At 46.9% G+C, this 24,488-nt stretch carries 17 protein-coding genes; 8 read left to right on the forward strand and 9 right to left on the reverse strand.

The window, feature by feature from the left end:
* Positions 1 to 398: 398 nt before the first annotated feature.
* Complete coding sequence (locus ACQUQM_RS02030; RefSeq protein WP_432472812.1) at positions 399 to 2,903, reverse strand: EAL domain-containing protein; 2,505 nt, start codon at positions 2,901 to 2,903, stop codon at positions 399 to 401.
* Entirely contained in the window at positions 2,900 to 3,919 is a 1,020-nt protein-coding gene (locus ACQUQM_RS02035) for an ABC transporter substrate-binding protein (RefSeq protein WP_432472813.1), read from the reverse strand. The genes ACQUQM_RS02030 and ACQUQM_RS02035 overlap by 4 nt, the downstream gene beginning before the upstream one ends.
* 708 nt (positions 3,920 to 4,627) lie before the next feature.
* On the opposite strand from ACQUQM_RS02035, the gene ACQUQM_RS02040 reads away from it, so the two are divergent.
* The 3 genes from ACQUQM_RS02040 (at position 4,628) to ACQUQM_RS02050 (ending at position 6,438) form a co-directional block, all read left to right on the forward strand.
* Positions 4,628 to 4,852 carry a hypothetical protein gene (locus ACQUQM_RS02040; protein WP_432472814.1) on the forward strand — a complete coding sequence of 75 codons (225 nt, stop codon included), beginning with the start codon at positions 4,628 to 4,630 and terminating at the stop codon, positions 4,850 to 4,852.
* Positions 4,853 to 5,470: 618 nt separating this feature from the next.
* The gene (locus tag ACQUQM_RS02045) at positions 5,471 to 5,677 is read left to right on the forward strand and encodes a cold shock domain-containing protein (protein WP_432472815.1); all 207 of its coding nucleotides are present in this window, start codon (positions 5,471 to 5,473) and stop codon (positions 5,675 to 5,677) included.
* A gap of 197 nt (positions 5,678 to 5,874) precedes the next feature.
* Positions 5,875 to 6,438 carry a hypothetical protein gene (locus ACQUQM_RS02050; protein ID WP_432472816.1) on the forward strand — a complete coding sequence of 188 codons (564 nt, stop codon included), beginning with the start codon at positions 5,875 to 5,877 and terminating at the stop codon, positions 6,436 to 6,438.
* A gap of 298 nt (positions 6,439 to 6,736) precedes the next feature.
* Here the strand turns inward: ACQUQM_RS02050 and ACQUQM_RS02055 are convergent, their stop codons facing one another.
* Both ACQUQM_RS02055 and fnr read right to left on the reverse strand, forming a co-directional pair.
* The gene (locus ACQUQM_RS02055) at positions 6,737 to 7,021 is read right to left on the reverse strand and encodes a hypothetical protein (protein WP_432472817.1); all 285 of its coding nucleotides are present in this window, start codon (positions 7,019 to 7,021) and stop codon (positions 6,737 to 6,739) included.
* Between the two features lie 591 nt (positions 7,022 to 7,612).
* Positions 7,613 to 8,401 carry a fumarate/nitrate reduction transcriptional regulator Fnr gene (gene fnr / locus ACQUQM_RS02060; RefSeq protein WP_432472818.1) on the reverse strand — a complete coding sequence of 263 codons (789 nt, stop codon included), beginning with the start codon at positions 8,399 to 8,401 and terminating at the stop codon, positions 7,613 to 7,615.
* A 1,076-nt stretch (positions 8,402 to 9,477) separates the two neighbouring features.
* Here fnr and ACQUQM_RS02065 point away from each other — a divergent pair.
* Both ACQUQM_RS02065 and ACQUQM_RS02070 read left to right on the forward strand, forming a co-directional pair.
* Entirely contained in the window at positions 9,478 to 11,670 is a 2,193-nt protein-coding gene (locus ACQUQM_RS02065) for a putative bifunctional diguanylate cyclase/phosphodiesterase (RefSeq protein WP_432472819.1), read from the forward strand.
* A 232-nt stretch (positions 11,671 to 11,902) separates the two neighbouring features.
* Entirely contained in the window at positions 11,903 to 12,151 is a 249-nt protein-coding gene (locus ACQUQM_RS02070; RefSeq protein ID WP_432472820.1) for a GGDEF domain-containing protein, read from the forward strand.
* 175 nt (positions 12,152 to 12,326) lie between these two features.
* On the opposite strand, the gene ACQUQM_RS02075 is transcribed toward ACQUQM_RS02070, so the two are convergent.
* Genes ACQUQM_RS02075 through ACQUQM_RS02090 form a run of 4 tightly spaced genes read right to left on the reverse strand, consistent with a single transcriptional unit; the run spans position 12,327 to position 18,491 of the window.
* Positions 12,327 to 14,366: a putative bifunctional diguanylate cyclase/phosphodiesterase gene (locus tag ACQUQM_RS02075; RefSeq protein WP_432472821.1), complete on the reverse strand. Its 2,040-nt coding sequence runs from the start codon at positions 14,364 to 14,366 to the stop codon at positions 12,327 to 12,329.
* Positions 14,363 to 15,757 carry a diguanylate cyclase gene (locus ACQUQM_RS02080; RefSeq protein WP_432472822.1) on the reverse strand — a complete coding sequence of 465 codons (1,395 nt, stop codon included), beginning with the start codon at positions 15,755 to 15,757 and terminating at the stop codon, positions 14,363 to 14,365. Before ACQUQM_RS02080 ends, ACQUQM_RS02075 begins: the two co-directional genes overlap by 4 nt.
* Entirely contained in the window at positions 15,754 to 16,125 is a 372-nt protein-coding gene (locus ACQUQM_RS02085; protein ID WP_432472823.1) for a response regulator, read from the reverse strand. Before ACQUQM_RS02085 ends, ACQUQM_RS02080 begins: the two co-directional genes overlap by 4 nt.
* The gene (locus ACQUQM_RS02090) at positions 16,122 to 18,491 is read right to left on the reverse strand and encodes a PAS domain-containing hybrid sensor histidine kinase/response regulator (RefSeq protein WP_432472824.1); all 2,370 of its coding nucleotides are present in this window, start codon (positions 18,489 to 18,491) and stop codon (positions 16,122 to 16,124) included. Before ACQUQM_RS02090 ends, ACQUQM_RS02085 begins: the two co-directional genes overlap by 4 nt.
* 1,089 nt (positions 18,492 to 19,580) lie before the next feature.
* On the opposite strand from ACQUQM_RS02090, the gene ACQUQM_RS02095 reads away from it, so the two are divergent.
* The gene (locus tag ACQUQM_RS02095) at positions 19,581 to 21,317 is read left to right on the forward strand and encodes a sensor domain-containing diguanylate cyclase (RefSeq protein WP_432472825.1); all 1,737 of its coding nucleotides are present in this window, start codon (positions 19,581 to 19,583) and stop codon (positions 21,315 to 21,317) included.
* Between the two features lie 759 nt (positions 21,318 to 22,076).
* Here the strand turns inward: ACQUQM_RS02095 and ACQUQM_RS02100 are convergent.
* A complete protein-coding gene (locus tag ACQUQM_RS02100) occupies positions 22,077 to 22,412 on the reverse strand; it encodes a hypothetical protein (RefSeq protein ID WP_432472826.1) in 336 nt (111 codons plus the stop codon).
* A 279-nt stretch (positions 22,413 to 22,691) separates the two neighbouring features.
* Between ACQUQM_RS02100 and ACQUQM_RS02105 the strand changes: the two genes are divergently transcribed.
* Both ACQUQM_RS02105 and ACQUQM_RS02110 read left to right on the forward strand, forming a co-directional pair.
* Positions 22,692 to 24,011, forward strand: a complete 1,320-nt coding sequence (locus tag ACQUQM_RS02105) for an ABC transporter substrate-binding protein (RefSeq protein ID WP_432472827.1) — start codon at positions 22,692 to 22,694, stop codon at positions 24,009 to 24,011.
* 180 nt (positions 24,012 to 24,191) lie between these two features.
* Entirely contained in the window at positions 24,192 to 24,422 is a 231-nt protein-coding gene (locus ACQUQM_RS02110) for a hypothetical protein (protein WP_432472828.1), read from the forward strand.
* The last annotated feature ends 66 nt before the right edge of the window (positions 24,423 to 24,488 follow it).

Genomic DNA, 24,488 nt, shown 5'->3' on the forward strand with positions numbered 1-24,488 from the left:
CGGATTATCGGGTTCTGCCGCAAACGAAGAATGGTTAATTTCGGTGCTTACCCTATTTAGTATCTGAGAATACCGCTGAAACTTTTTTCTTTACCTGTTTCGCTAGGGGATTCTTTCATGAATGATAAAATGAGGTTTACACTATCACCCTGTGAGCCCGCCGTCGGCCAGAAGTGGTCATGAAAATGCAGGGGACTCGTGCTTGGGGATAGCCTACTTGAAATCAGAAATCGGGTACAGACTTTGACGTTATGGGTGTCTGCAAGCGACACAGAGGCGATATTCACGTTCGCCCAGCTAGTATGCTTCTGCATCAGAAAAAACTGAGCTGATTCAAGATTGATTCTGCTGATTGAGGAAGTGTGCGTCATCGTGCCATGCATAGTGGCAAGACTTAATTAGACTACACCAGCTAAATCGGACTCTCTATAAAAAGACAGTAAAAACTCTTCGGCCGCTACTGGTTTGCCAAGAAGGTAGCCCTGGGCGTAATCGCAGCCAAGTTGTTTCAGCTCTCTGAACTGTTGGTCGGTCTCAACCCCTTCGGCAACAACTTTTAAGCCCAGGCCATGGGCCATTGCAATAGCGGCATTGACCAACTCCCGGTCGGCTGAGCTTGTCGTCATATCGTTTATAAAACTGCGGTCGATCTTGAGAATATTAAATGGGTAGCTACGCAAATAACTAAGCGATGAATAACCTGTACCAAAGTCATCCATCGCGATACTCACCCCCAACTCACTTAAAGCTGCTAAAGCTTGATCGATTTGAATCTGGTTGCTCATCAAAACGCCTTCGGTAATTTCCAGCTCAAGATCTTCGGCAGACACTTGCGATTGACGGAGTGTTTGTTCGATAAAGCTCACCAGTTCAGGGTCACGAATCTGGCGCGGTGAAAGGTTGACCGCTATTCGGAAATTGCTATCAAGCTGTGATTGCCATCGTGCCGTCATAGTTAACGCTTCAATCAGTACAAACTGCCCGATAGTGACGATCAGGCCGGTTTGTTCAGCAATAGGGATAAACTCTTCTGGTGATACTTGCCCCAGCGCCGGGTTATGCCAGCGGAGTAGGGCTTCCGCGCCGATTACTTGGCTACTGAAGATGTTGACTTGCGGTTGATAATGTACTTGAAACTCTCCCCGTTCTAGCGCGCCATGGATCTGTTCCTCCAACTCAAGGCGCCGTGATACTTTACGGTTCATGGCAAGGGTAAAAAAGGAATAGTTATTTCGTCCACTCGCTTTCGCATGATACATGGCCGAGTCGGCGTTACGTAGCAATGTCGACGGGCTCTCACCGTCTCCGGGGTAAATGGCGATACCGATGCTAGCGGACAGCATTAACTCTCGCCCGTCTATAGAAAAAGCCTCACCAAACAGCTTGAGCAGTTTGTCAGCAACGGGCGAGATGTCGGCCGTAGTTGCAAGCCCTGGTAATAATACTATGAACTCATCTCCCCCTAAGCGACCCACTGTATCCCCGTTACGTAAACCTTTAGAAAGTCGCTTCGCTGATTCGACTAAAAGCTTGTCGCCCGCCTCGTGTCCCAAGGTGTCGTTAATTTTTTTAAAATCGTCCAGGTCGAGAAATAATACTGCTACAGATTTCTGATCACGTTTCGCCTCTTTGATAAGTTGTGTCAGTCGGTCTAGGGATAGGAAGCGATTGGGAAGATCGGTAAGTGCGTCAAAATGTGCCTGGTGAAGAATTTTCTGTTCCGCTTGTTTACGCTCACTAGTGTCAATAAAGGTAACTACCGCACCTATTACTGTATCGTCGCGTCGAATGGGGTGAGACCAATATTCTGCGGGAAAGTTAGTGCCGTCGCGCCGCCACAGTACGTCGGTATCGATGTTGGCAGAGCGACCACTGATAAACGTGCTAAAAATGGGTGATTCGTCAACCGGATTGGGCGAGCCATCGGCGCGTTTATAGTGGACTAACTGGTGCATGTTGCGGCCAATCAGCTCATCAGCGTCGCGATAGCCTAACATCTGCAGGCAAGGCGGGTTAGCGAAGGTACATATTCCCGAGGTATCCAGCCCGTAGATGGCCTCGGCAGTCGAATTGAGAAGGTCTTTGACTAATTGTTCCTGGTTACGATTTGTCTGTTCGGCACGCTGACGCTGCTCGTTCCTGTGTTTTAGTCGTTCCGCCATATCGTTGAATGCGGCCCCGAGGCGTACAAGTTCGCCGCTGCCTTGAATATTACTGCGTATTTTAGAATCGTCTTCATCAAGTGCATCGGCGGTAGCGACAAGATGTTGTATCGGTAGCGTGACAAAATAATGCAAGAATTGGATCAGTATGATCATTACCAAGAGCAGCCCGAGCCCAGCTGGCCAGCTGGAACGCCAAACATCTCCCCAGATCTGAGCTTGTTCGATACTCAAGTCATAAACCAAAAAAAGTGCGCCGGTACGTAAAGGACGTATTTCTCCGGCACGTCGCGCCAACGCTAAGGGAAAGTAGGCTATGATCTTTTGATGCTCTGGTTCGAAACGAATATCGGTTTGATTTCCTCGTTGCAACTGGATAAATCTTTTGGGATCAAAATCGGGCAATACCATACCAGCTTTATGGGCTTTTAAAGCAAGCTGGGAAGCGTGCATAATTCGACCGTTTTGATCGATTGCGGCCAAAGTATTGTATTGCGGATTTAGCCCTCTGAAAGACAAGGCCCTATTAGCACTTTTGAGGTGGCCAGTTGAGAAATTACTTTCCATTTCGTGCTGAAGCGAAGCCATATCCCGTGTTATGGCCAGCATACTATTTTCCACTAACGTCGACTCGAGGTCGCTGCGTAGCACCCATACCAGCATCAAACAAGAAATCAAAAAGGTGAACGCCACCAACAAAGGGAACCAGAGCGTAAGCGACAGGGAATTGGCTTGTTTCATGGCGCGTTCTGTGGAAGAAATTGATCGTCTAATAAACGCTGGATTGTAAGTGAATTTTTGAGTAGTTTTTTCTCTAGCATAAAGCTAGCAAGCTCATTGGCGGTTTGCTGGAGTGGTGCCGGGTTGCCACCGAGTAACGTCTGGTTTTCTTGTAAGGATGGCAAGCGGATACCATCAAATGTCGATGGCACCTCGTCGGGCGTCACGCCCAGTCTTGCAGCTAGATGTTGAAATGCGCTTTGTGGATTGCTAGCGAGATAATGCCGCGCTTTGAAATAACCACTGAGCAGTTGCTCGAGAGAGCGGGGGTGAGTGTTGGTAACATTCTTGGAAACTACGAGTACATCGACAATTTTTCCAGGGATCTGGCTGCTGTCGAACAATCGTCTAGCGCCTTGATTTAATAGCTGGGACGTAGCAGGTTCAAAGGTAACTATCGCATCGGCTGCTCCATAGCAGTCGATATGTTCATCTGGCGTGCAGGCGACTATATCTATGTCAGACGCATCCAATCCGCCAGTTTCCAACGCGGCATCCAGTACAATAGCGCCTACCGCTGAATACTCTACAGCGACGCGTTTACCACGCAGCTCTGCTAGTGAAGTGATCTGAGGCTTGCCGAGCAGGACATCACCGCCGTTGGAGTAGTCCATTACCAAAATTATCTTCAGGTTAAAACCATCATCGATTATCGTCAAAGCCTCGTCCAAGGTTAGCGCTGCCGCCTCCAGGGTTCCATTGCGCAAGGCGTGTATGACCTCTGTCGCTGAAGTCAACTCGACCAGTTTTATTTGGGTGTTATCGTAGTGACCGAGGCTACGTGCCAAATATAGGGGTTCGTACCCCGGCCACACGATTGTACCGACACTTAGTAATGGTTCTGATGGTCGGCTGCAGGCCGAAATCAGTAGCGCTACAATTAGACAGCAAACGTAGGATAGATAACGACTACACTGGTGAAGCTTACGGCGAGGTTCTTTCAAGCCCTTATCGTACTTTTTGGTAGGCTCTCTCATTTAACACTCCTTTGATTGTTACAAGCTTGCTTTAATCCTTTCAATGTAGGCTTATGTGAAAACTGTATTCTCTTAATATTCGTTGTAGCTACAGCAAGCAGTCACCGAGTGAGCATAAGTACATGAGCTTAAGTATATGTACAGATATGTAGGAAATTAGGTAGCTACGGTATTTGTTGTACCCATTTTGGTTTTTCTGTGCAGGAAGATGTTAAGAGTGCTGTGTGATCCTGGCTCAGTCAGTGCTTTGCGTCTGAAGAATATGTTGCTAAAGAGCTTGTAAATGAAAAAAAGAATAACACTTCTGTAATTACCTAGAGCAGTGGAGCCAGTTAGACAGCTGACTCGTCTGATGGTCAATAGATCATTTCGCTCTGGCTCGGGGTAGAACAGCAGATTGTGATATAGCGATTTGACTTACAGGCATTACAAATGAATTTACCTGAGCAAAAGAGATAAACACCGTTGCTCATCCTAGATTCAAACAACAAGGGGAACCAGTTACCACGCTGCTTCCCCTTTGTTTTAACTGTCTTCTGCTCCCTTATTGCCGGTCCACCAAGAAATTAATTTAAGCCCGCCTTTGGCACAAAGCAGCCTTCAAACTGATCAGGATCAATGAAGCGACAGCAGACCATGATCGCTCTGGCAACTTTTAAATTCCGTTCTACACTTGGAAGTCTGTTAACCAAAAAAGGGTGGTGCGGCATGAATCCAGGTAATCAGCAATTGCTCGGCATACCCAAACCCCAACAACGGGCAAGGCAGCTAAACCTGCAACAAGCCCTGACGGAGAATCAGTCCCTTAACTTGGCAGCCCATGAGCACGGCTTTAGTGATTACCCGACCTGCCTGGATTCAGTGCGTAAGCAAGCTATCCAGATGATGCACTGTCAAAACCGCCAGACACTGGCACAGCGATATTATTCCTAAGCTAGTCTTGAGCCTTGAATATCATTAAGAAAGGTTTTGCACTCCACATTCGCAAGGGCCGCTTGCCATATGCATATGCTTACAAAAAAGCCCTGTATACCTTGACCAGCGTGGGGGCAATAGCCGTCTCCTGCTATGACTTAGCCCAACGAGAAGCTTCACTCAATCAGGCCGTCTTATTTATTACTGCAGCAGTCTCCTGCATTCTCCTTACTGTAAAGATCAACTCTGAATATGCAGATATGAAACTCAGATTTTGCCAGCATGGGGTCATCCGGAGATCTCGCATATGGAAAATGAAATAATAAGACTTTTTCCTACATTCAGATCAGCAAAAAGGATCTACTTTGAAATAGGGTTTTTCATCGGAATTCGCCCCGGTTTTATAGCATTTAGCCGGGGCATTTTTTGCGCCGTTAAATCAATATAAAGCCTTTCCCAGTTCTGCTTCTTCGGAATCCTTTGTTATTCCATAGAAAATTAAGACTTTTTCTTATTTACAGATTCCAGTAGCACGTCAAAACTAGGTCTCAGGGAACACTTTGTATTAGCTGCTGGGTAACTTCTGACTCAGCCAGCATGATGTTGAGTGCTTTTTCAAAGGACAGGAGAGAAGCTATGCATACTGGAACAGTGAAGTGGTTTAATAACGTGAAAGGATTTGGCTTTATCATTTCCCAGGAACACAACGAAGATCTGTTTGCGCACTATTCAGCCATTCTGGTAGATGGTTATAAAACCCTGAAAGCCGGTCAGGAAGTAGAGTTCGAAGCAAAGCCAGAGGGAAATGGTATTCACGCCATAAACATCAAACCCATAGCATGACCTCAATCGGATAAGGATTGTCTATACATAATTCTTTAAATGCGCCCACTGAGCCGTATAACGTCGGGCCAGATCAAGGCTCGTATATCGCTATGAAAGTGGAAGGACTAGTCGTTAGCCACTGTCCTACTGATGCCGAGATAGCTCCTTAGCTTGAATGTCATGCAGAACATCACCTACTTATCACGTCGACCGCCATGGCAATTAGTATGCTCGGCAAGCCTCTTCCTGATGGTTATATTGATGTGGTGCTGTTCGAACTCATTTTCCACATGCTTGGCGAGCATGAAAGGAAATACCCTTTAAGTAATGGAAGACTGAATTTGCAAATTAATTACTTTTGGCTTGGATCGGCTTTTTTCTCACTAGGAGGAGTCTACCTGGGGGCTACTGTGGGCATGGAAGGCGTCATTGCAGGAGCCGCTTGCGCTTTCTTTTTGATTAAAGCCGATCAAGTAACCAGTGCGCTAAATCATCCTTCTGAAGAGGATGTTTGTTTTATAGATCTGTATCGTGGTGAAATACAGCTAGCATACTCCAAAGGAGTAACTGCAGTATTGGATATTGCTATCGATTCCTTCTACATCCGCTATAAGAAATCCGTTAAAAAAGCGGACTACTATGTGACGTTTAATGATGGAACACAACAACAAAGGTTTGAAGTAAAGCACCACGTGAATTACGTGTTTTTCAAACTGCATACTCCCTTTCATGAAAAAGAACCCAATAGCATCACTGTCACTCGAAAGCACATCAATTGAATACCCTCATGGCCGGATCCGCACGTAGCTTGATGTCCGCTTTCAGATCTAAGGGAGTTGAATATAAAGTCGAACCAATAGGATTCTCATGACCACTATTGGCACAAAGCAGGCATCATGAACCAGGTCTGATCTAACAATAATTATCTGATCAGATCTGGAATACTGCATATTTAAGTTAACCCAGGCTGCAGCACAGGGATATAGGAAAAAGTCTGATTGTTCGTCGTCTTATTGCTCTTGGGTTTCGCCTTTTTTCTGCCAATCTAGCCTATTCCCTTGGCCATATTCAGCAATGTTATTGAGCGGTGGAGGCTGACTTCTCGGTAGACTCCGATTTTCTTTTGCGGAAATATATAAAAGTCACCGCCGTTATTGTGATATTAAGAAGCAGTCCAGAAATAGCGCTGACTGCTGCTTCCCTTCCTGAAATCAGGCCATCTGAAAGTAAATAAGCTGTATATGCGCCTATACATGAGGCAATGGTGCTAGCGATAAGCAGTAATTGAATCTGCACCCAAATACGGTTTAGTTTTTCGGCTATCAAGTACGCAAATAAAACATCGAAAATTACAGCTACCATAACAACTCTTTGCCTTTCTCTCTGCCCATGTAAAATCAATTGGCACTTATCATAATAAACTTCAAGAGCTCTGCTCTTTGAAAGCATGTAATCCTCAATCCATGCCGTTTAGCCAATTATACACATAAGCCTAATATTGTAACCTGCATGCTGGGCAGGGGGCGCGGTAGTTTAGGCATTGGGTGGAGTAATGACCGCCCCGCATAGCAGAATAGCGGTGCGGTCAGACTTCAGCCTTGGACAGAGCAGCGCTCTAACAGGATTGCAAGAGAATCTGGCAACTGAAGTTGTATTAAGTTAACCCAGGCAGCAGCACAGGGATATAGGAAAAAGTCTGATTCTGAAGTCGGCTTTTGACACAAAGCAGCCTTGCCAGCTTGACCAGCTGGAATTCCGCAAAGTGCCAATTCCGGACTTTTAGGGTTTGCTAATATAGCATTGCACTTGCCAACCCTCAGTTCCAATAGCGGACGCTGAATGTTTACCTATCCTAGCTTCAGCTTCCGGCTCCAAGCGATCTTATGATGGTTTATTTCATTTGTAGCAGTTTAATGAATCCATAGAGGTCAACCTGGCGAGGGCTACAGTGGATTATGCCTTTTTTAGTCCCCCCGGACCCTCATCCTCCAGGATCTTTGCTGAAGGGCACTCTCCTGATAGTTTATAAATCACTTCGAGGTCAGTCAGCTGGATCTGCTTGCCATTGACCTGAATTAGTTCCCTTTTTTGGAAGCGGGAAAATATCCGGCTAACAGTTTCTACCGTCAGACCCAGATAGTTGCTTATTTCGTTACGCGTCATGGATAGACGGAAGTTTACTGCGGAGTAACCCCGTGCCTTAAAACGGCTAGACAACCTCACCAAATAAGTGGCAACACGCTGTTCTGCATTTTTCTTACTCAGCAAATGCATCATCTGCTGATCATCACGAACCTCTTTGCTGAGGATGCGCAGAATCTGACGGCGAAGCTCTGGCATCTGGCCAGATAATTCATCCAGGCGCTCAAAGGGGATTTCACAGACCGTTGTGGTTTCCAATATTTTCGCGGATACCGGGTATTCGCCATTGTCGAAGCCACTCATGCCCACCAGTTCGCCAGGGAAATAGAAACCGGCAATCTGCTCTTCACCTTCATTGGTGAGCGTATAGGTTTTTACGGTACCGGCTCGCAACGCATAGACCTTAGAGAAAGATTCTCCCTGGTGGAACAGATGTTCGCCCTTTTTAAGGGGGTGGCTCTTGTCGATGATACTATCGAGGCGTTCCATTTCAGCCATATTAAGAGACACGGGTAAACATAATGAACTCAGGCTGCAGGTACTGCAATGTGTCTGAGGCAAGCTATGTAGTTTTCTTTCTGTGTCCTTACGGCTAGTCAAGATTTCACCTTTAACGTATGTCTTTTTTAAGATTAATGGCAGATTCTGAATCCTTCGATATGCCGTGATATTGATCACTGCCATCCCATGGTGAGCTAGCATTTCCGCGTCCAAACATCAGATAAACAACTACCACGATTGCTGTTAACACGATGATAGGAAACATCCATATCCCAGCTACCCAAAAGTATTCCGATTCCATTTTTTAATTTCCTATACTTTTAGCCAAATAAGCAGTCTTTAATTTAGGACATGGCATTAAAATAATTTTTTACAGAATAGAGTCACAGGCGAGCTACTTTATATAGCCATGCTGTTAGTATGCCTTTAAGGAAGTGTATGCCCGCGTCTGCTCTATTGCAGACTGGATCAGATACAAGCTTCCCTCAACAAAATCATGCTTAGCATGGCACACAGCCAATACCATGACATGAATCAATAGTTTAGCGATAACTACGCTTGTCCTTGACCTGCTGAAACTAAAGCCCAAATAGCCCCGACCTGATGTTTGCTATGGAGAAATGTAGATTGAAGGTGAGACTGGTGCTAGCTGATCATCATCAGCTATTGTGTGTCATTAGCGACCAATCGGCAGTCTGAAATATTTGTATGTGGGTTGGTTTCCTTCGGGTAGATAAGAGTCCAACCGTGTCGCCCCAGAGAATGTCCGCTTTGGAGGAGTTCGGCGGCAGAGTGCCGTACTTGGAAAGTCGCCCCTGATGTCTTTGTGCCAAAACCGGAAGTTTGAGTTCTAACTTTTTCCTATACCCATCCGGCATACTCAGGTCTAACCTAGTAACGGGCTTCGGCTACCCCTTTCTTGCTAGTTCCTTTGGACCGATCCATGCGCACCCTATTGTGTATAGAGCTAGGACCATGCAGCATTCTTAACACCTTCAGACTAAAAAACCAAAATGGGTACAAGAATTCCGTATTTTATATTTTTATATTTTTCTCGCATGACCACACCTATTTTTAAGCTGTACTATGGATCTATCATCTTCAACTATATTTTTTTGTGTAACTTCCAGTTTTGATCCACCTGATGCATTCTTTAGGAAAGAAAGGGACCTCATATGATGTGGGATTCAATTGGCTTGATGGCACTGATCGATCTAATCATTATCTTCTGCGCAATCTATGTCATTTATATCTTTCGAGAGACTTCGTCAAAAGCAGTGAGCCTAGGGTTCGAAAAAAGCCTGATACCCGTCCTAGCCGCTGTTTGTATAATTGCTCTGTTCTATTTGATTGATCTTTATAGCATGTTTGTGATGCCCTGGCTTTTTGGTATGCCTACGGCCATGCAGTTTATGGCAGATCTTCACCTCAACTGGAACTGGTTGGTGACACTCAGTGCCGTATCCTCACTAGCTTTTGGAGTTAACCGTTTGCTCAAATGGGTAATTCCTAATACTGAACGCCTGATCCACGATATCTCAGTTGCCAAGGCGTCATTGCAGATGGCCAACACAAAGCTTGAGCGCACCGTCATTGAGCGAACCCAAGAGCTACGTGAAACCAATGCTATCTTGGTAAGAAAGCTCGAAGCGCTGGAAACGTCTGAACGGGCGCTGGAGATGAGCGAGCAGCAATTTCGTCTTCTGTATAATGAAACCCCATCCATGTTTATGACATTCGATAGGGAGGCCGGAATTATTTCAATTAATCAGTTTGCCTCGGATATCCTTGGCTATGGCATCGAGGAGTTGAGAGAACAGGATTGCAGTTTTATATTTCCTGAAGAGGATGCAAAGATCGAGCGTCGCTTCATCATGAATTGCTTTGAGCATCCGCAAGAGGTCTTTGAAATCGAACTGCGTCAACGACTCAGAAGTGGTAGGACCATCTGGGTCAGGCAGACAGGGCGGTCTCTTCCAACCCCTGACGGTCAATGGGTGGTTCTGGTTGCCAGCGAGGATATTACAAACGCTCGCATCCTCTCGGAACAACTATCTTACCATGCAAAACATGATGACCTCACAGGCCTATACAATCGACGCGAACTGGAGCGCCGGTTACAGCATTTGTTGAAGATGCCCGACTTTAAGGCGAAAAAACACACACTTCTCTTTCTGGATCTGGACCAGATCAAGGTGGTCAATGATACCTGCGGTCATGCTGCTGGGGACGAGCTGTTACGCCAAATCTCAGTCCAATTAAAGGATCAGTTACGCAGCAATGATATGCTGGCTCGGCTGGGAGGTGATGAGTTTGGCATTATTTTGCAGTCCTGTCCTATAAAACAAGCCGCCCACTGCGCTGAGAAAATCCGTAAAGAAATCGAAAAGACACGCTTCGTTTGGGATAAACACAGTTTTCGTGTCAGCGCTAGTATCGGTTTGGTTGAGTTCGACTCTAATGATGGAGAGGTTGCGCAATTGCTGAGTTCGGCTGATGCGGCCTGTTATGAAGCTAAGGATAGGGGCAGGAATCTCATTCATATTTGCGATATGAATAACGGCGATCCGCACTCAAAACAGCGAGAAATGCAATGGATTAGCCGCCTCCAGCACGCATTAGATGAAGACAAGTTCATACTTTATTATCAACCAATTGTAGCGATTGATAGCGATGACTTTGGCCAGCTTTATAGCCATTATGAAATATTACTGCGCTTGAACGATACCGGTGACGAAATCATCAGCCCTGGTGCCTTTTTGCCAGCTGCTGAACGTTATGGACTATCCGACAGCATTGATCTGTGGGTGGTGGAAAATACACTGAAAAAGCTGGCTGATCATCCTCATCACCTTGATAGCCTATCCATGTGCTCCATCAACCTTTCAGCCCAGAGCATCTCGAATCATAGCAGTCTTGATAAGATTATCGAACTTATCAGCACGCTCGCTTTTCCGGCACATAAAATCTGTTTTGAAATTACAGAAACTATCGCTATCAGCGATCTGAAGAGTGCGTGTCACTTTATGCATGTTTTACAAGAGATTGGATGTAAATTTGCACTGGATGACTTCGGTAGTGGCCTTTCTTCATTTGGGTACCTGAAAAACCTACCTGTTGATTACTTGAAAATCGATGGAATTTTCGTCAAGGATATTGTCCAGAACCCCATTGATCTGGAGATGGTAAAGTCCATCAATCAGATCGGCCACGTAATGGGTAAGAAAACGGTTGCCGAATATGTAGAAAATCAAGCCATTCTGGATATGCTGAGAAGCATTGGCGTGGATTATGCTCAAGGGTATGGTCTGGCAAGCCCCCAACCGCTAGAAGGGTTATTGACTAATGAATCATGCATATCGGCATGATGGCTTACCATCCCCTTCCTTCGTTAGTCCAATGGTCGCTTACTGGCGCCTTTCGGACTCAACAAAAGGCTCTGATTACAAAATAACTATGTCCGCTTCGTGTCGGTAAGGGACCTAATTGCCTTTGAACAGAGTCAGATCAAGCGTTTGGTCAGGTTTATGCCAGTTCCGGTCATACGATATCTGAGGAAACTTGCTTGGGGTTTTCTTTCTTGATATCAGAAAGCGGACTTTGATTTGGCAATCCAGGCCAACTGCTTGCGGCAAGTCATGCCCAACAACGGCCACTGAGCAGGAGGCCAGATCAATTGGTGTCGCCATTTATCCAAATTATGCAGGAACAATGGAGGACACGATTAAAGCGGCTGACGAAGCATTGTATCTGGAAAAAGAAAATGGACGTGACCGCGCAGAGGTTTCCCGAGTCAGCGTAATTGAAAAAACTGAAGACAAACCTACATTGGAAATCGAAAGCGAGTAATCGCAGGCTCCCTAGAGTTATACTCTATATCTGAAAAATGAATTAATTTACGGTTGGTACCGTATGATTGAAAGAGGTGAGTCATTGTGTAATACGGCGGTACTTAATCAGAATATCCCTGAGGGAGCACCATAAGTATCCAAGACAAGGGTGTTCACAGTAAAAGGGGCTGCCTTTAAGAGGCTGCCGGCACAGGCTTACCAAAATAATAACCCTGAGCATAGTCGCAGCCCATGATAGTGAGTTTCTCTGCCTGCTGTTCTTCCTCAACGCCCTCAGCAATTACTTTCATGCCTAGGCCATGCCCCATCCGAATGATACTCTGAACCAGGTGTTCAGCCTTGAGGTCATGAAGCATATCATCAATAAAGGCCTTATCTATTTTCAGATATGAGGCAGGCAGATGCCTTAAATAAGCAAAACAAGAGTACCCTGTACCGAAGTCATCAACAGCAAAGCTGATGCCGACATCGACCAGCTCATTCAGCAGCTTGATAGCCGCCGTAATATCGCCCATAAAAATCGATTCGGTGATTTCAAGGTGAATATGCTCCGGTGGTATCGAATACTCTTGTATCACCGAGCGAATCCGTTTCACCCATCCTGAGTTAAGCTCTTGGACCGATATATTAACGGATATAAACTTAGATGTTGCCGTGCCGCGCTTATACTGACGACAGGACTCACGTAGAACCCACTCATCAATACTATCAATCATCCCTGACTCTTCAGCTAGCGTGATGAAGTGGAATGGCGACAACAGGCCTTTTTTAGGGTGTTCCCAGCGCACAAGGCTTTCACTGCCGACCTCTTGGCTATCAATCAGCCTGACAATGGGTTGGTAATGAGCACGCAGTTCATCGTTACTGATGGCAGTACGCAACTCGTTCTCAAGGCGCAGGTAATCAATGGCTCTGCCATGCATGTCTTTGTCGTAAATGGTAACCTTACAACCCTCTCGGTGCGCTATGGCTTCGGCCGTTATGCAATTCCGGATCAGTTCATCGACGTTCTGACCTGGTGTTGCAGGTATGCAGATACCTATACTCAAGCTGCAATGAATGGTTTCACCGAATACCGTGAAAGGGTGTGTAATAACCTTCTGCATACGCTCGCTAATTTTTAGAACATCTACAGCGTTATCGTTAAGATTTTCAATCAACAGCATATAGCGATTATCTGGCATGAAGCTGATCATTACATCACCGCTGGTCTGAATGAAATAATCATCTTTACGAATACTGTTACTTAGCCGCCGGGCAATCTCGGTATTCAGTTTGTCATAACCGGCGGGGCCAATCGCAGAGGTTATTTTTTCCCTATTGTCGAGACTCATAGATATCAGGGAAAAACAGACCTTTCCTCTGCGCTTGGCATGAGCGCTCACACGATTCAGACGATCCATGAAAACCTGGTTGTTCGGCAGCCCCGTAAGTGGGTCAAATGTATAAGTGGCTGAGATGTCCGACTGCGATGCTGTCATACGGATAGCTTTGCTATCATCAGAAAACAGGGCTTTAGCATGACACAACATCCAACGATAACTTCCATCGGCATGTAGTACTCGGTACTTATGTTTTACAATGGCTGCCGGGTCTTCAAGGTGTCCATAAATAGCCAGGCGCAGGGAATTAACATCATCCGGATGCACACGCTCAAACCATTGCTCAATCGAATCAACAGATTTTTCTTTTGCAAGGCCCATCATTTCCCGGCAGCGGTCGGAGTAGAACACCTCACCTGTCAATATATCCCAGTCCCAGAGACCATCATTTGATGCAGAAAAAGCCAGTGCGTAACGCTCCTCGCTCAGTTTGATCTGCCGATAGAGGCTGCCCGTATCAAGTTGCGTGCGCACACGCGAGAGCAAAATTTTTCTTTCAAAAGGCTTAGTGATGAAATCATTGGCGCCAAGAGTCAGGGCTTTGACGATATTTTCACTATCACCCATGGCGCTGATCATGATCACAGGTAGCTCTGAGGCTTGAAATTGCTGACGCAGCGTCTCTAGCACCATAAATCCGTCCACCTTCGGCATCATGATATCCAGCAGAACAAGGTTATAGGCCCCCTTATTCAGCTTTTGCAGAGCCGTTGCTCCATCTTCGGCTACATCCACTGAATAACCGGTCCGTTCAAGATGGCGGCTTAACAACTCCCGATTGGTGGCAAGATCATCGACAACAAGAATATGTAACCCTTGATTGCTGTTCATATACACACCCTATTACGTCCGGATTCCTTGGCCCGATATAGGGCATTGTCAGCCCCAACTATCAGCTCTTCAGCACTTTCAAATTGGTGAGACATAGTGACAACGCCGATGCTTATAGAGATGTTCAACCGCTCAGTTTGACAGAGTATAGTACTCTCCGACACTATGGCGCGGATACGCTCTCCTAGTAAGCAGCCCTGATCCTGGCCCGTATCTGGCAGCAGAGCGATAAACTCTTCGCCGCCCCAGCGGGCCAGCGTATCACTCCTTCGCAACTTACTCTTCAGGAGCGCTGTTATCTTACAGAGCACTTGGTCACCGGCTTCATGCCCATGGGCATCGTTCACATGCTTGAAATAATCGATATCCAGCATCATCAGGGATAGTGGCGTTTGATAGCGTTGCCAGCGCGCCACTTCACCTGCGAGCACTGTTGTAATGTGACGTCGGTTATAAATGCCTGTCAGTGGATCACGTAATGCGGCTTTTCGCAGCTCGTCCTCAACTAGCTTTTGGTTGGAGACATCACTGTAGACACCAACCATCTCCCCTTGCGAGGTTTTTCGTTGGGCAACCCGCAACCAGCGCTCTCTGCCAACAAACAGCGCTGTTTCATGTTCCATTTCAGTCCCGGCAATAACTAGCTGCTGTTTGATCCACTCACTCTCCCTGCCCACTGCCTCAGGAATAACTCCTTTTTCTACGACCATGCGTAAAATATTTTCATAAGGCGTGCCAACAGGGGGCTGGCCAGGAGGTAGTTCATACAATTCATAAAACATGTTGTTGGCAATCTGCAGTTTTAGCTCTGTATCGAATAATGCAAAACCGTCACTTAATGCTTCAATGGCATCCAGCAGCCGAACTCTGGCTAGTGCAGCCTCCGTTCGTGCCTGCTCCCTTTCGACTGCCTCATGCTCTAAATCTTTAACAGCCTGCTGTAATTTTTGGGTGCGTTCATTTACCGTCTCTTCCAGCCTTTTCTGTGTCTGAAAGACAGCATCCAAAGCCCATTTGCGTGAAAGCTGCGCCCCCATACGTGCACACAGAATCGGCATATGAACTGGCTTGGATACATAATCATTCGCGCCGTTATCAAAACATTCAGTCAAAGCATCACGTTCATCCTTGGCAGTAACCATAATGATGGGCAGATCTTTCCACCGCTTGTCCGCTCTAATTACCTTAAGTGTTTCAACTCCAGAAAATTCTGGCATCATTATGTCGAGAAGGACAATGTCGATCTTGTAATCAACGAGCAACTCTAGCGCCCGCCGTCCACCTGTAGCAGTGCTGATACTAAAGCCGCGGCGCTCCAGTTGACGTTTCAAAATATCCCGGCTGGACTCTATATCATCCACAATAAGGATTCGCGGCTGCACGTCCTTCACGGTACGCCTCCTAAAAGCTGATGAATCTTTTCCAGCAAAGAGGCCAGCTGGATTGGCTTAGCTTCGTAGTGGTCGCAGCCTGCGTTGACGGCCTTCTCATAATCCCGAGACATTGCATGGGCGGTGACGGCGATGATCGGCACACGCTGATCTATTTCCTTGTCTCTAATCCTGCGCGTTGCTTCCCAGCCATCGATGCCCGGCAGGTTCATATCCATCAGTATCAAATCGGGGGTTTCGCTAAATGCCTTTCCCACCCCCTGCAGACCGTCTTCTGCTAGTACTACCTCAAAGCCCTTGCGTTCAAGGCGCCTGCTGAGCATATCTCGGTTCAATTCATCATCTTCGACAAGGAGAATCTTCTTCATTTTTGCTCCTCCTTAATGGCAGGATTCCGCATAAATCGGCGGATCTTAAGCAGTAGCTTTTCAATATTTTTAAGATCACCTTTCTGAAGAACGAGCTGAACGGTGTCATACAGAAAACGTTCTTCCGAATGAGAAATATCCTTAGCGGTGAGGATTACAACTGGCACATTTTTCCCCTCCGGCAAACGCCTCAACTCTGATACAAACTCGAAGCCATCCATTTTCGGCATCATCAGATCCAGCAGAATAATGTCTGGCATTTTCTGCTTCACATCACTCAGGGCCTGTAACCCATTTTCACACTCACGTCCTGTGCATCCTATGGATGCAAGCTGTCTACGCAGCAGTGCTCGGACATCTGGCTCATCATCGACGATCATCACATCAACGTCATTCAATACCGGTGCTAGCTTGTTAAGTAGCTCCAATAATTCAGTTTTCTGGATCGGCTTAGTCAGATAAGCTGTAACCCCTTCAGCCTTACTGTGCTCATGGACGACCGTGTATACGATTACCGGAATACCAACCGTTTTTGGGGAACCCTTCAAGGTTCTCAGTACTTCCCAGCCATCCATTGTTGGCAGATTGTTATCAAGGATAATAGACATAGGTCTTAATTCACTGGCCAACTTTATCCCTTCCTGACCATTGCGCGCCACCGCTACACCGAACCCGTCATACTCAAGAGTATTTACAATCAGATCGCGTGCCTCATCATCATCAATAATCACCAGGACGCATTCACCTGGCTGCAAAAAATTGCCCGATCTATAGGAGTCAGCACTCGGCGCAGTTGCACCGTAGGTAACCCCACCATCATTATCTTTATTCTGATTCAGTGATGAGGAATCAACAGGGATGTGCACAGTAAACGTGCTGCCTTTTCCTTTTTGACTCTCTGCTTCAATATCCCCTCCCATAATCTGACAGAGATCCTTGCAGATCGAAAGGCCAAGGCCGGAGCCGCCAAACAGGCGTGTTGTACTGGCATCGGCCTGAACGAACGGGGTAAATACCTTCTCTACCTGATCAGGCGTCATGCCAATTCCGGTATCGGACACGCTAAAGGTAAGTTGTTCCAAGCCATCTCGTGTCTCACGCTTTACCGAAAGAGTCACCTGCCCCTTATGGGTAAACTTGGCGGCATTTGAAAGGAGGTTGAGCAGTATCTGACGTAACCTGCTACTGTCAGCATTGATTTCAACAACACTCTCATCACAGGCTATTTCGAAACTGTTATCGTTTTTATCCATTTGATGCTGGATAATCGTGCCGAGTTCCTGCAACAGGTTTTGTATGGAGACCTGCTCCTGTACAAGCTCAACCTGGCCGGCTTCAATCTTGGCGAGATCAAGCACATCATTGATCAGTCGCAGTAGATGATTTCCTGCTGTATGAATTCTGTTCAGATCCTCTATATTCTCAGGATTCCCTCCATCCTCTGCTTCCTCACTGAGCAGTTCGCTATAGCCGATAATGGCATTCAACGGTGTGCGCAGCTCATGGCTCATGTTGGCGAGAAACTCAGACTTCATACGGTTGGCTGATTCGGCGGTAAGTTTAGCAAGCTTCAAGTGGCTTTCAGTGTTTTTCCGTTCAGTGATATCTCGAACCAGCCCGACAAACATCGGCTGACCACTTATCTGCATCGGTGACACGGCAAGGTCCATCGGAAACAGAGAGCCGTTCTTGCGCCTGCCAGTGACCTCACGGCCGATACCGATCACCTTTTTCTCTCCGGTCTTTATATGACCATTGATATAATCGTCGTGCTCTCCACGGTAGGGTTCTGGCATGAGGATTTTGACATTTTCTCCTAATACCTCTTCTTCGGTATAACCGAAAATGCTTACTGCAGCTGGATTGAATGCATCTATAATTCCTTTTTTATCAATGATAATCAGGCCATCAATAACACTGTTAAATACTCCCTGTAGCTTTACTTGCGCGCTCGTTAGCTCGACTTCCGCTCGTTTATGCTCGGTCAGATCCCGGATAATCCCCGTAAAATAGCGTTCATCATTGACGGTGAACTCGGACACCGCCAGCTCCAGCGGAAATGTGGTACCGTTCTTACGTAATCCAACGACTTCGCGTCCAATGCCAATTATTTTCTTCTTGCCGGTTTCCTTATAGTTATGCAAATAGCCATCATGCTCATTGTGATAGGGGTTGGGCATTAACATCTTGACGCTTTGTCCGATTACCTCACTTGCACTGTATCCGAAGATTTTTTCAGCCGCGTTGTTAAACGAATCGATCAGACCACTTCCAGTGATTGTAATAATTCCATCGATCACGTTATCAAGTACAGCATTCAGGCGAGCAGCATCACTTAATGTTTTTTGTTCATCAGTACCGTGCATAGCGCATCCAAATAAAAAACAGCCTTCTAGTTAGCAGAAGGACTCAGTTAGGTTGAGCCTAAAGGCAAATTGAACATGCCTGATTGGCGTGGTGGCAGCATTTGTTCTTTGCGTTCGTCTGTCTTGGAAACTATCAAGATAGTGCCTTTTTATTAACCATACCTGGCTCTCCTCGTGCCGATCCAGAATTGGCAAAGATTGCACCTTTTTTGCGGTCCAGCCGCTTGAATAAATCATCCACTATGATAAACAGCGACTCCGAGCTTAATATCCCTTTAACCCAAGCATCATAATGCCTCATCAATAACTCGATGGACGAGATGAGTTCGTATGAGAGTAGCAGTTACATGCCCTCAAACCGGTATTTAATGCCCAAAATGAGTACCATTAACATTTTAAGAGAGTTAAGCATCTAGCCACACTGACCCGACTCACGAAAGCTGTCCATGACAGTTCTGAGAAACTAAATGAAGTCCGCCTGGAATCGCATTAACTTATTTCTATACAAATATCTAATGAGCAATAGGCAACTTTTGGCCCGTCTTGCTTTAGCTCAGATAACCCAGGCCCTGATGTCTGCTATGGAGAAGTTTGGGTTGGAGGTGAGGCTGACGATAGCCGATCATCAATGTCCGCAACGTGTTGTGGATTCAGTGGATCGTTGCAACACATTCGAGCCACTAGGCCGCTTCCATCTAAATCCATAAAGCGGATATAAACTTCAGCTTCAGAATTGGGTAGTTGTTTCAAAAGCTGCCGCTCAGAATAACTGCTTATTGCTGAAAAATTCAAACCAGGACTCTGTAGATCACCTGCCAGAAAGAGGTCTCTGAAGTCAGTTGCACAGATCTTTTAAGACCCTCTGAAAGGGGGAATATGTACCAGCCCATCGCTTGAATATAATCCTACAATCAGTATGAATCACGGTCATTTAGTACCTTACTGCTGACCTAAAGACGTATCTAATGGGCTGTACGAGGTTGGAAAAGTCGTATTTTGTATTAAAGTTATAGTACTGCCAGATTTAAGCTAAGTCAGGGCAAAGCGATCGGACTGAAGGGGAAATCTGTGCTTTCGGGATGAGACTGAATGCCGAAAATAACGACATATTCATTTATTACCCCATTACTCACCCTGTTATTTCTAGCGGTAGTCTCCACCATGGCCTCCTTTGCCATAAATAGCATTGAAAAAGAAACTAAACAACACATCCGCTACTCACTACAAACCGTGTTGCAAACGACAGTTACCACCTATCATATCTGGATTGAAGATCGCAAAAGGGATGCTATAGAGCTGGCCAGCACTACCTTTCTTATTGAGATGACGAATGAACTGCTGACTGCCGAAGGTGATCGGAAGAAGCAGGTTTTAGGCAGCTTGCGCAACTTTATTTTTCCCAAACTGGCCCGGGAAAAAGATCTGGGGTTCTTTATTATTTCACCAGAGCGGATCAGTATCGGCTCAATGCGAGACGCCAATCTAGATACTACCAACCTGATCCACATTCAGCGCCCGGACTATCTGGATCGCGCCTTTAGCGGTAAAACGCTCTTTATTCCGACCCTGCTATCAGACGTGCCGTTAGCAAACAGTGCCGAAACAGATAATGATAGGCCCCTCTCCATATTTGTTGTATCGCCAATCAAGCTGGAACACAGGGTTATCGCAGTTCTGGCCCTGCGGATTAACCTTAATACCCTTTTTAATTATGTCCCCGACTTGGCCCGGTTAGGAGACTCCGGGGAAACCTATGCCTTTGATAAAAAGGGGATGTTAATTACCAAAAGTCGATTTGATCAGCAGTTGCAGAGTATTGGCTTAATAAGTCCTGGTGGCAGTAGTGTCTTCAATATCCGTATCACTGATCCCGGCGGCAATTTACTGGAGGGCTACATACCAGAGAAACCACCGCAACAACGCCCCCTGACTCTAATGGCCGATAGTGCCACTCGCGGCCAATCAGGTTATAACGTCAACGGTTATCGCGATTATCGAGGCGTGCTGGTCTTCGGAGCCTGGCTGTGGGACCACGATCTGGGCTTCGGTATTACCACTGAAGTGGATGTCCATGAAACGCTACGTTCCTTCTACCAGACCCGTCGTACTGTGATCGCTATTCTCTCCATCATTATGCTCATGGCTCTATCACTGCTTGCCTATGTCACACAAACTCAGCGAGCAAAAAAGCGCTATTTGCAGCAATCAAAAGACACTCTGGAGCAACTGGTCGAGGAACGGACTCGGGAGCTGAATGAGACGAAAAAGGAGTTGGAGTCTGCTAACTGTGAATTGGAAGTCTTAGCTACAACTGACGGTCTTACTTCACTGGCCAACCGGCGCTGTTTTGATAGTCACCTGGAAAACGAGTGGTTACGCTGCCTTCGTGAAGGTAAAAGTCTGGGAATAATCATAATTGATATCGACTATTTTAAAAATTATAACGATCACTACGGGCACCCACGTGGAGATGAGTGCCTGAGCACGGTTGCGCACACGCTGCGGAAAGTCCATGCCGTCCGCCGCCCCGGTGATCTTATCGCCCGCTACGGCGGGGAAGAGTTTGTTATCGTGCTCTCAGACCCGACAATTGAGTATGTTTGCAATACGGCCAACCGGTTGCGGGAGCAAGTTTACCAACTAGGTATAGAGCACCAGGCATCACAACTTCCAGACAAGATTATTACCATCAGTATCGGTTATGCCATTGAAACGGACCTGAACAAGGTATCGTCGAAAGAGCTGTTCAAGAAGGCGGATACAGCCCTCTTTAGAGCAAAATCCCTTGGGCGTAACCGAACCTGTCAACACGATGCCATTTCCTGAGCTGTAGGATGCATCACGAGATCAAACGGTCAATTAAATTAGTCCCTATTCTTGCAGGAAAACAGCATATTGCAGCATCCATTGCTCTCAATTTTCATCACAGTTCAGCAAATGAATAGATTTTAAATGAACAGATAATGAAATAATGGCCCAAAATGTCTCCTCAGTCTTCGTTAATGAACTTACTCACAAGAAAGTGGAAGCCAGAATGCGTAGGATGTCAAAGTGCATAACGGGTTTTCTTGGTAAGGTCTGGTGGCTGTCGTTAGCTTCATTAGTGGCTTTTGGATGCTCAACGGCTGTGGGTAAAGCCGCCATCTACTTCCAGCAAGATTCCTGTGACAAAGTTAGTGGTCGTCAGTTAGAGCATTGCGTCCGAGGTGGCCTTGATTTCGCCAACGCGCTTTAATCGGTGAATCCCGGCAAATGAATCTATATCCGCATCGTCATGCCCTGGGGACGAATGATACTGGGCGCGGCTGAGAAATAATGGCTATGTTATCCGCACTCCCATACTGTATCTGGTTCGTCGTAAAGACCAGCCCGTGGGGCTGGTTACGGTATATATCTGGGATCGGTTGCGCGACAGCGACGGTTACAAAGACTACTTGTAGAAACAGCTGAGTCACTGGAATGTGGCGTTTGCAGCCCTAAAGTAAGCAATAGTCTATCCCTGCTTTCAGATCTTAGGAAGCTGAATATAAATTTGAACAAATAGGATTCTCATGACTCCTCTTGGCACAAAGCTGTCATCGAAGATCAATCACTTGCCCAGCACTCAATGGCTCTTTTGACACACATCCGACGTTCAGGTCGGCGATATATTGGAGCCTTGCCGCTACTAGCGTAGGTATCGAGCGCCGCGATTCCCTGCACGATTTCTATCTGATCGGCCGTAAAGCGATTAACCTCCCGCTCTTTGTGATCGGCAATTACATCGAACCGGGCAACCGCCATCTCCTTAAGGGTCTCAACGGCCAGAAAAAGGAAGTTCCCGCCAGCAAAACCACCACGGGTATCGAAACGAGCAAGAAATACACGGTTATCCGGGCCTTCAAATGCTTTTTTAAAAGCCCCATGCCATTCGCCTCGCATGAAAAGTTATCAACACAGCTATCATCGTTAAAGCGTTGCGGGTTTTGACGATAGAGCAGCCAATCAACACTCATTGAGGCGGACTGAACTAAGATTGGTATAGATGCACCTCAGACTGCCCCTCTGCCACAATTGGTTTAAGATTCACTCTGCAGCAGGCATTACAAGGCTTCACTCTGTAGCAGGCTGCTAGTCTGATCAAAACGTCACGGCAATGGCGACAGCCGATCAGTCGTTAGATAACGAATTCCAGCAGGAACCAATCGGGAGGAGTTTTAAATGCACAATCAAGGTTCCGGGCAAGGTTTCGGCTTGAATCGATTATACCGCCGCCGCTTTCTCCAGTTGGCGGGCAGGCTGGGGGGCGCCCTTTTTGCCTGGACTGCCGCATCCTATGGGCAGCAGTACGATAATCGCCTCACAATAGGTGTTATGGGCCCATTTTCGGGGCCTGCTAGCCGTACAGGACGCGCCATCCGGAGCGGGGTCATCATGGCATTGGAGGATGCCCGGGCAGAGGGAGAAGTCCCGGTAAACATCGAGGGTGAGAAACTGGATATCGAGCTGGTCTGGGTCGATAGCGCCTCCTATCCGGATACAGCGGTCAAGGCCGTGACCAGGGCGGTTACTCAACAAGGCGTCCAAATTCTGATCGGCGGTTGGCACTCCGCGGTGGCACTGGCGGTAATGGAAGCCGAAGCACAGTACCGTATTCTGCATTTCGCTAACCTGGGAGCAGCCCAGGCCATTGCCAACAGGCTTCAGCATGCCTCCCACAAATATCCGGGCTGGTTTAAGGGCTCTCCTGCACCAGCAAAGCTCGCCGCTTTATATGGTGAGCCGTTACAGTATTTCCAGGAGCAGGGGCTCTGGCAACCTGCTAACAACAAGGCTGCAGTGATGGTGGAGGATACCGCGTTCGGGCACAGTTGGGGTGATGCGCTGCTGGACAGCCTGAGGCACGCAGGTTTTGCTCCATTGCCTTACGATCTGACAGCGCTGGAGCAAACAGATTTCCGCACCCTGCTGGATAAATACAATCGCGAACAAGTATCTCTGGTGGCAATAACAACGACCGGCAGTGTTGCTGCTTCTAATTTCGTTAAGCAGTTCCGCCAGCAGGAGATCAAAGCTTTGCTGCTGGGTCATGGGCTGAGATGGTTCGATGAATGGTATGAAATGACCGGCGCCAGTTCTGACTTTGTTATCGCTATGGACTCGCCTATGCCCATGGCCCTGTGGCAGCAGTGGTGGGTGCGCCGTTATACCGAGAGATTTAAACAACCACCCAGCATTCAAGCCGCAGGCTTGCATTACGATTACACCCGGATGGCGATCAAGGTACTGAACTCGGCAACCGTACTGGACCTCAACGATCTGGTAGCAACTATCTACCGGACGCCCTATCGCGGAGTCTGGAACCGCTACCGCTTCGTCCGCTACGGCGACAGCCCGGAGCAGACAACCAATGAAGTGTTAACCGGCAAGTTTATGGAGGGTTTCTTTTTACCGATGGTCCAGCTGTTCGGCGGTCAAGCGAAGACCATCTGGCCAACGAAATATGCAGACCAGCACTTCCGGGCTCCGCCCTGGATCTAGTTGGAGGGCAACAGGATGCATGAGACTTTTTTTCTGGTACTTAGCCTGGTAGGGCTGCTCATCGTCGCCAGCTTGCTGCTTCCGCTGGCCAATCGCACCAACATTCCCTAACGCTACTGCTAGCTTTGGCCGGAGGTGTGCTAGGTGCTAAGTTAATCAGGCTTGTTTTAGATCAATAGTATGGATCTCTGTCTTCAGATTAGACAGTATGTGGGTGCACATCCGGGCCGCTTAGGCCGCGAACCGAAGTTCTGGCAGGATGTACTCAATCGACTGCTTTGGGTCGATAAGAGTCTAATTCTGTCGTACCGCGCCATGTCCGGAATTGGCTGTGGTTTCAATGAGTCAATGCAATACCTGTCTTTAATTGAAATATGGAGTGTTGGAATATGGCGAGAAGACCTGGATTAAAGTACACGCATGCACTGAAAGCGGAGATATGGGATAGATACGAGGCAGGGGCTCTGAAAAATGATT

The sequence above is a fragment of the Amphritea sp. HPY genome (assembly GCF_050870985.1).
In the GTDB taxonomy this organism is placed as follows: Bacteria; Pseudomonadota; Gammaproteobacteria; order Pseudomonadales; family Balneatricaceae; genus Amphritea.

What these genes read in the sequence shown, in the direction of transcription:
- ACQUQM_RS02090 (WP_432472824.1), bottom strand. Translation starts at nt 18,491, where the DNA reads ATGCACGGTACTGATGAACAAAAAACATTAAGTGATGCTGCTCGCCTG.
- ACQUQM_RS02050 (WP_432472816.1), top strand. Translation starts at nt 5,875, where the DNA reads ATGGCAATTAGTATGCTCGGCAAGCCTCTTCCTGATGGTTATATTGAT.
- ACQUQM_RS02065 (WP_432472819.1), top strand. Translation starts at nt 9,478, where the DNA reads ATGATGTGGGATTCAATTGGCTTGATGGCACTGATCGATCTAATCATT.
- ACQUQM_RS02095 (WP_432472825.1), top strand. Translation starts at nt 19,581, where the DNA reads ATGCCGAAAATAACGACATATTCATTTATTACCCCATTACTCACCCTG.
- ACQUQM_RS02040 (WP_432472814.1), top strand. Translation starts at nt 4,628, where the DNA reads ATGAATCCAGGTAATCAGCAATTGCTCGGCATACCCAAACCCCAACAA.
- ACQUQM_RS02110 (WP_432472828.1), top strand. Translation starts at nt 24,192, where the DNA reads ATGGATCTCTGTCTTCAGATTAGACAGTATGTGGGTGCACATCCGGGC.
- ACQUQM_RS02075 (WP_432472821.1), bottom strand. Translation starts at nt 14,366, where the DNA reads ATGAACAGCAATCAAGGGTTACATATTCTTGTTGTCGATGATCTTGCC.
- ACQUQM_RS02045 (WP_432472815.1), top strand. Translation starts at nt 5,471, where the DNA reads ATGCATACTGGAACAGTGAAGTGGTTTAATAACGTGAAAGGATTTGGC.
- ACQUQM_RS02105 (WP_432472827.1), top strand. Translation starts at nt 22,692, where the DNA reads ATGCACAATCAAGGTTCCGGGCAAGGTTTCGGCTTGAATCGATTATAC.
- ACQUQM_RS02085 (WP_432472823.1), bottom strand. Translation starts at nt 16,125, where the DNA reads ATGAAGAAGATTCTCCTTGTCGAAGATGATGAATTGAACCGAGATATG.
- ACQUQM_RS02035 (WP_432472813.1), bottom strand. Translation starts at nt 3,919, where the DNA reads ATGAGAGAGCCTACCAAAAAGTACGATAAGGGCTTGAAAGAACCTCGC.
- ACQUQM_RS02030 (WP_432472812.1), bottom strand. Translation starts at nt 2,903, where the DNA reads ATGAAACAAGCCAATTCCCTGTCGCTTACGCTCTGGTTCCCTTTGTTG.
- ACQUQM_RS02055 (WP_432472817.1), bottom strand. Translation starts at nt 7,021, where the DNA reads ATGGTAGCTGTAATTTTCGATGTTTTATTTGCGTACTTGATAGCCGAA.
- ACQUQM_RS02100 (WP_432472826.1), bottom strand. Translation starts at nt 22,412, where the DNA reads ATGCGAGGCGAATGGCATGGGGCTTTTAAAAAAGCATTTGAAGGCCCG.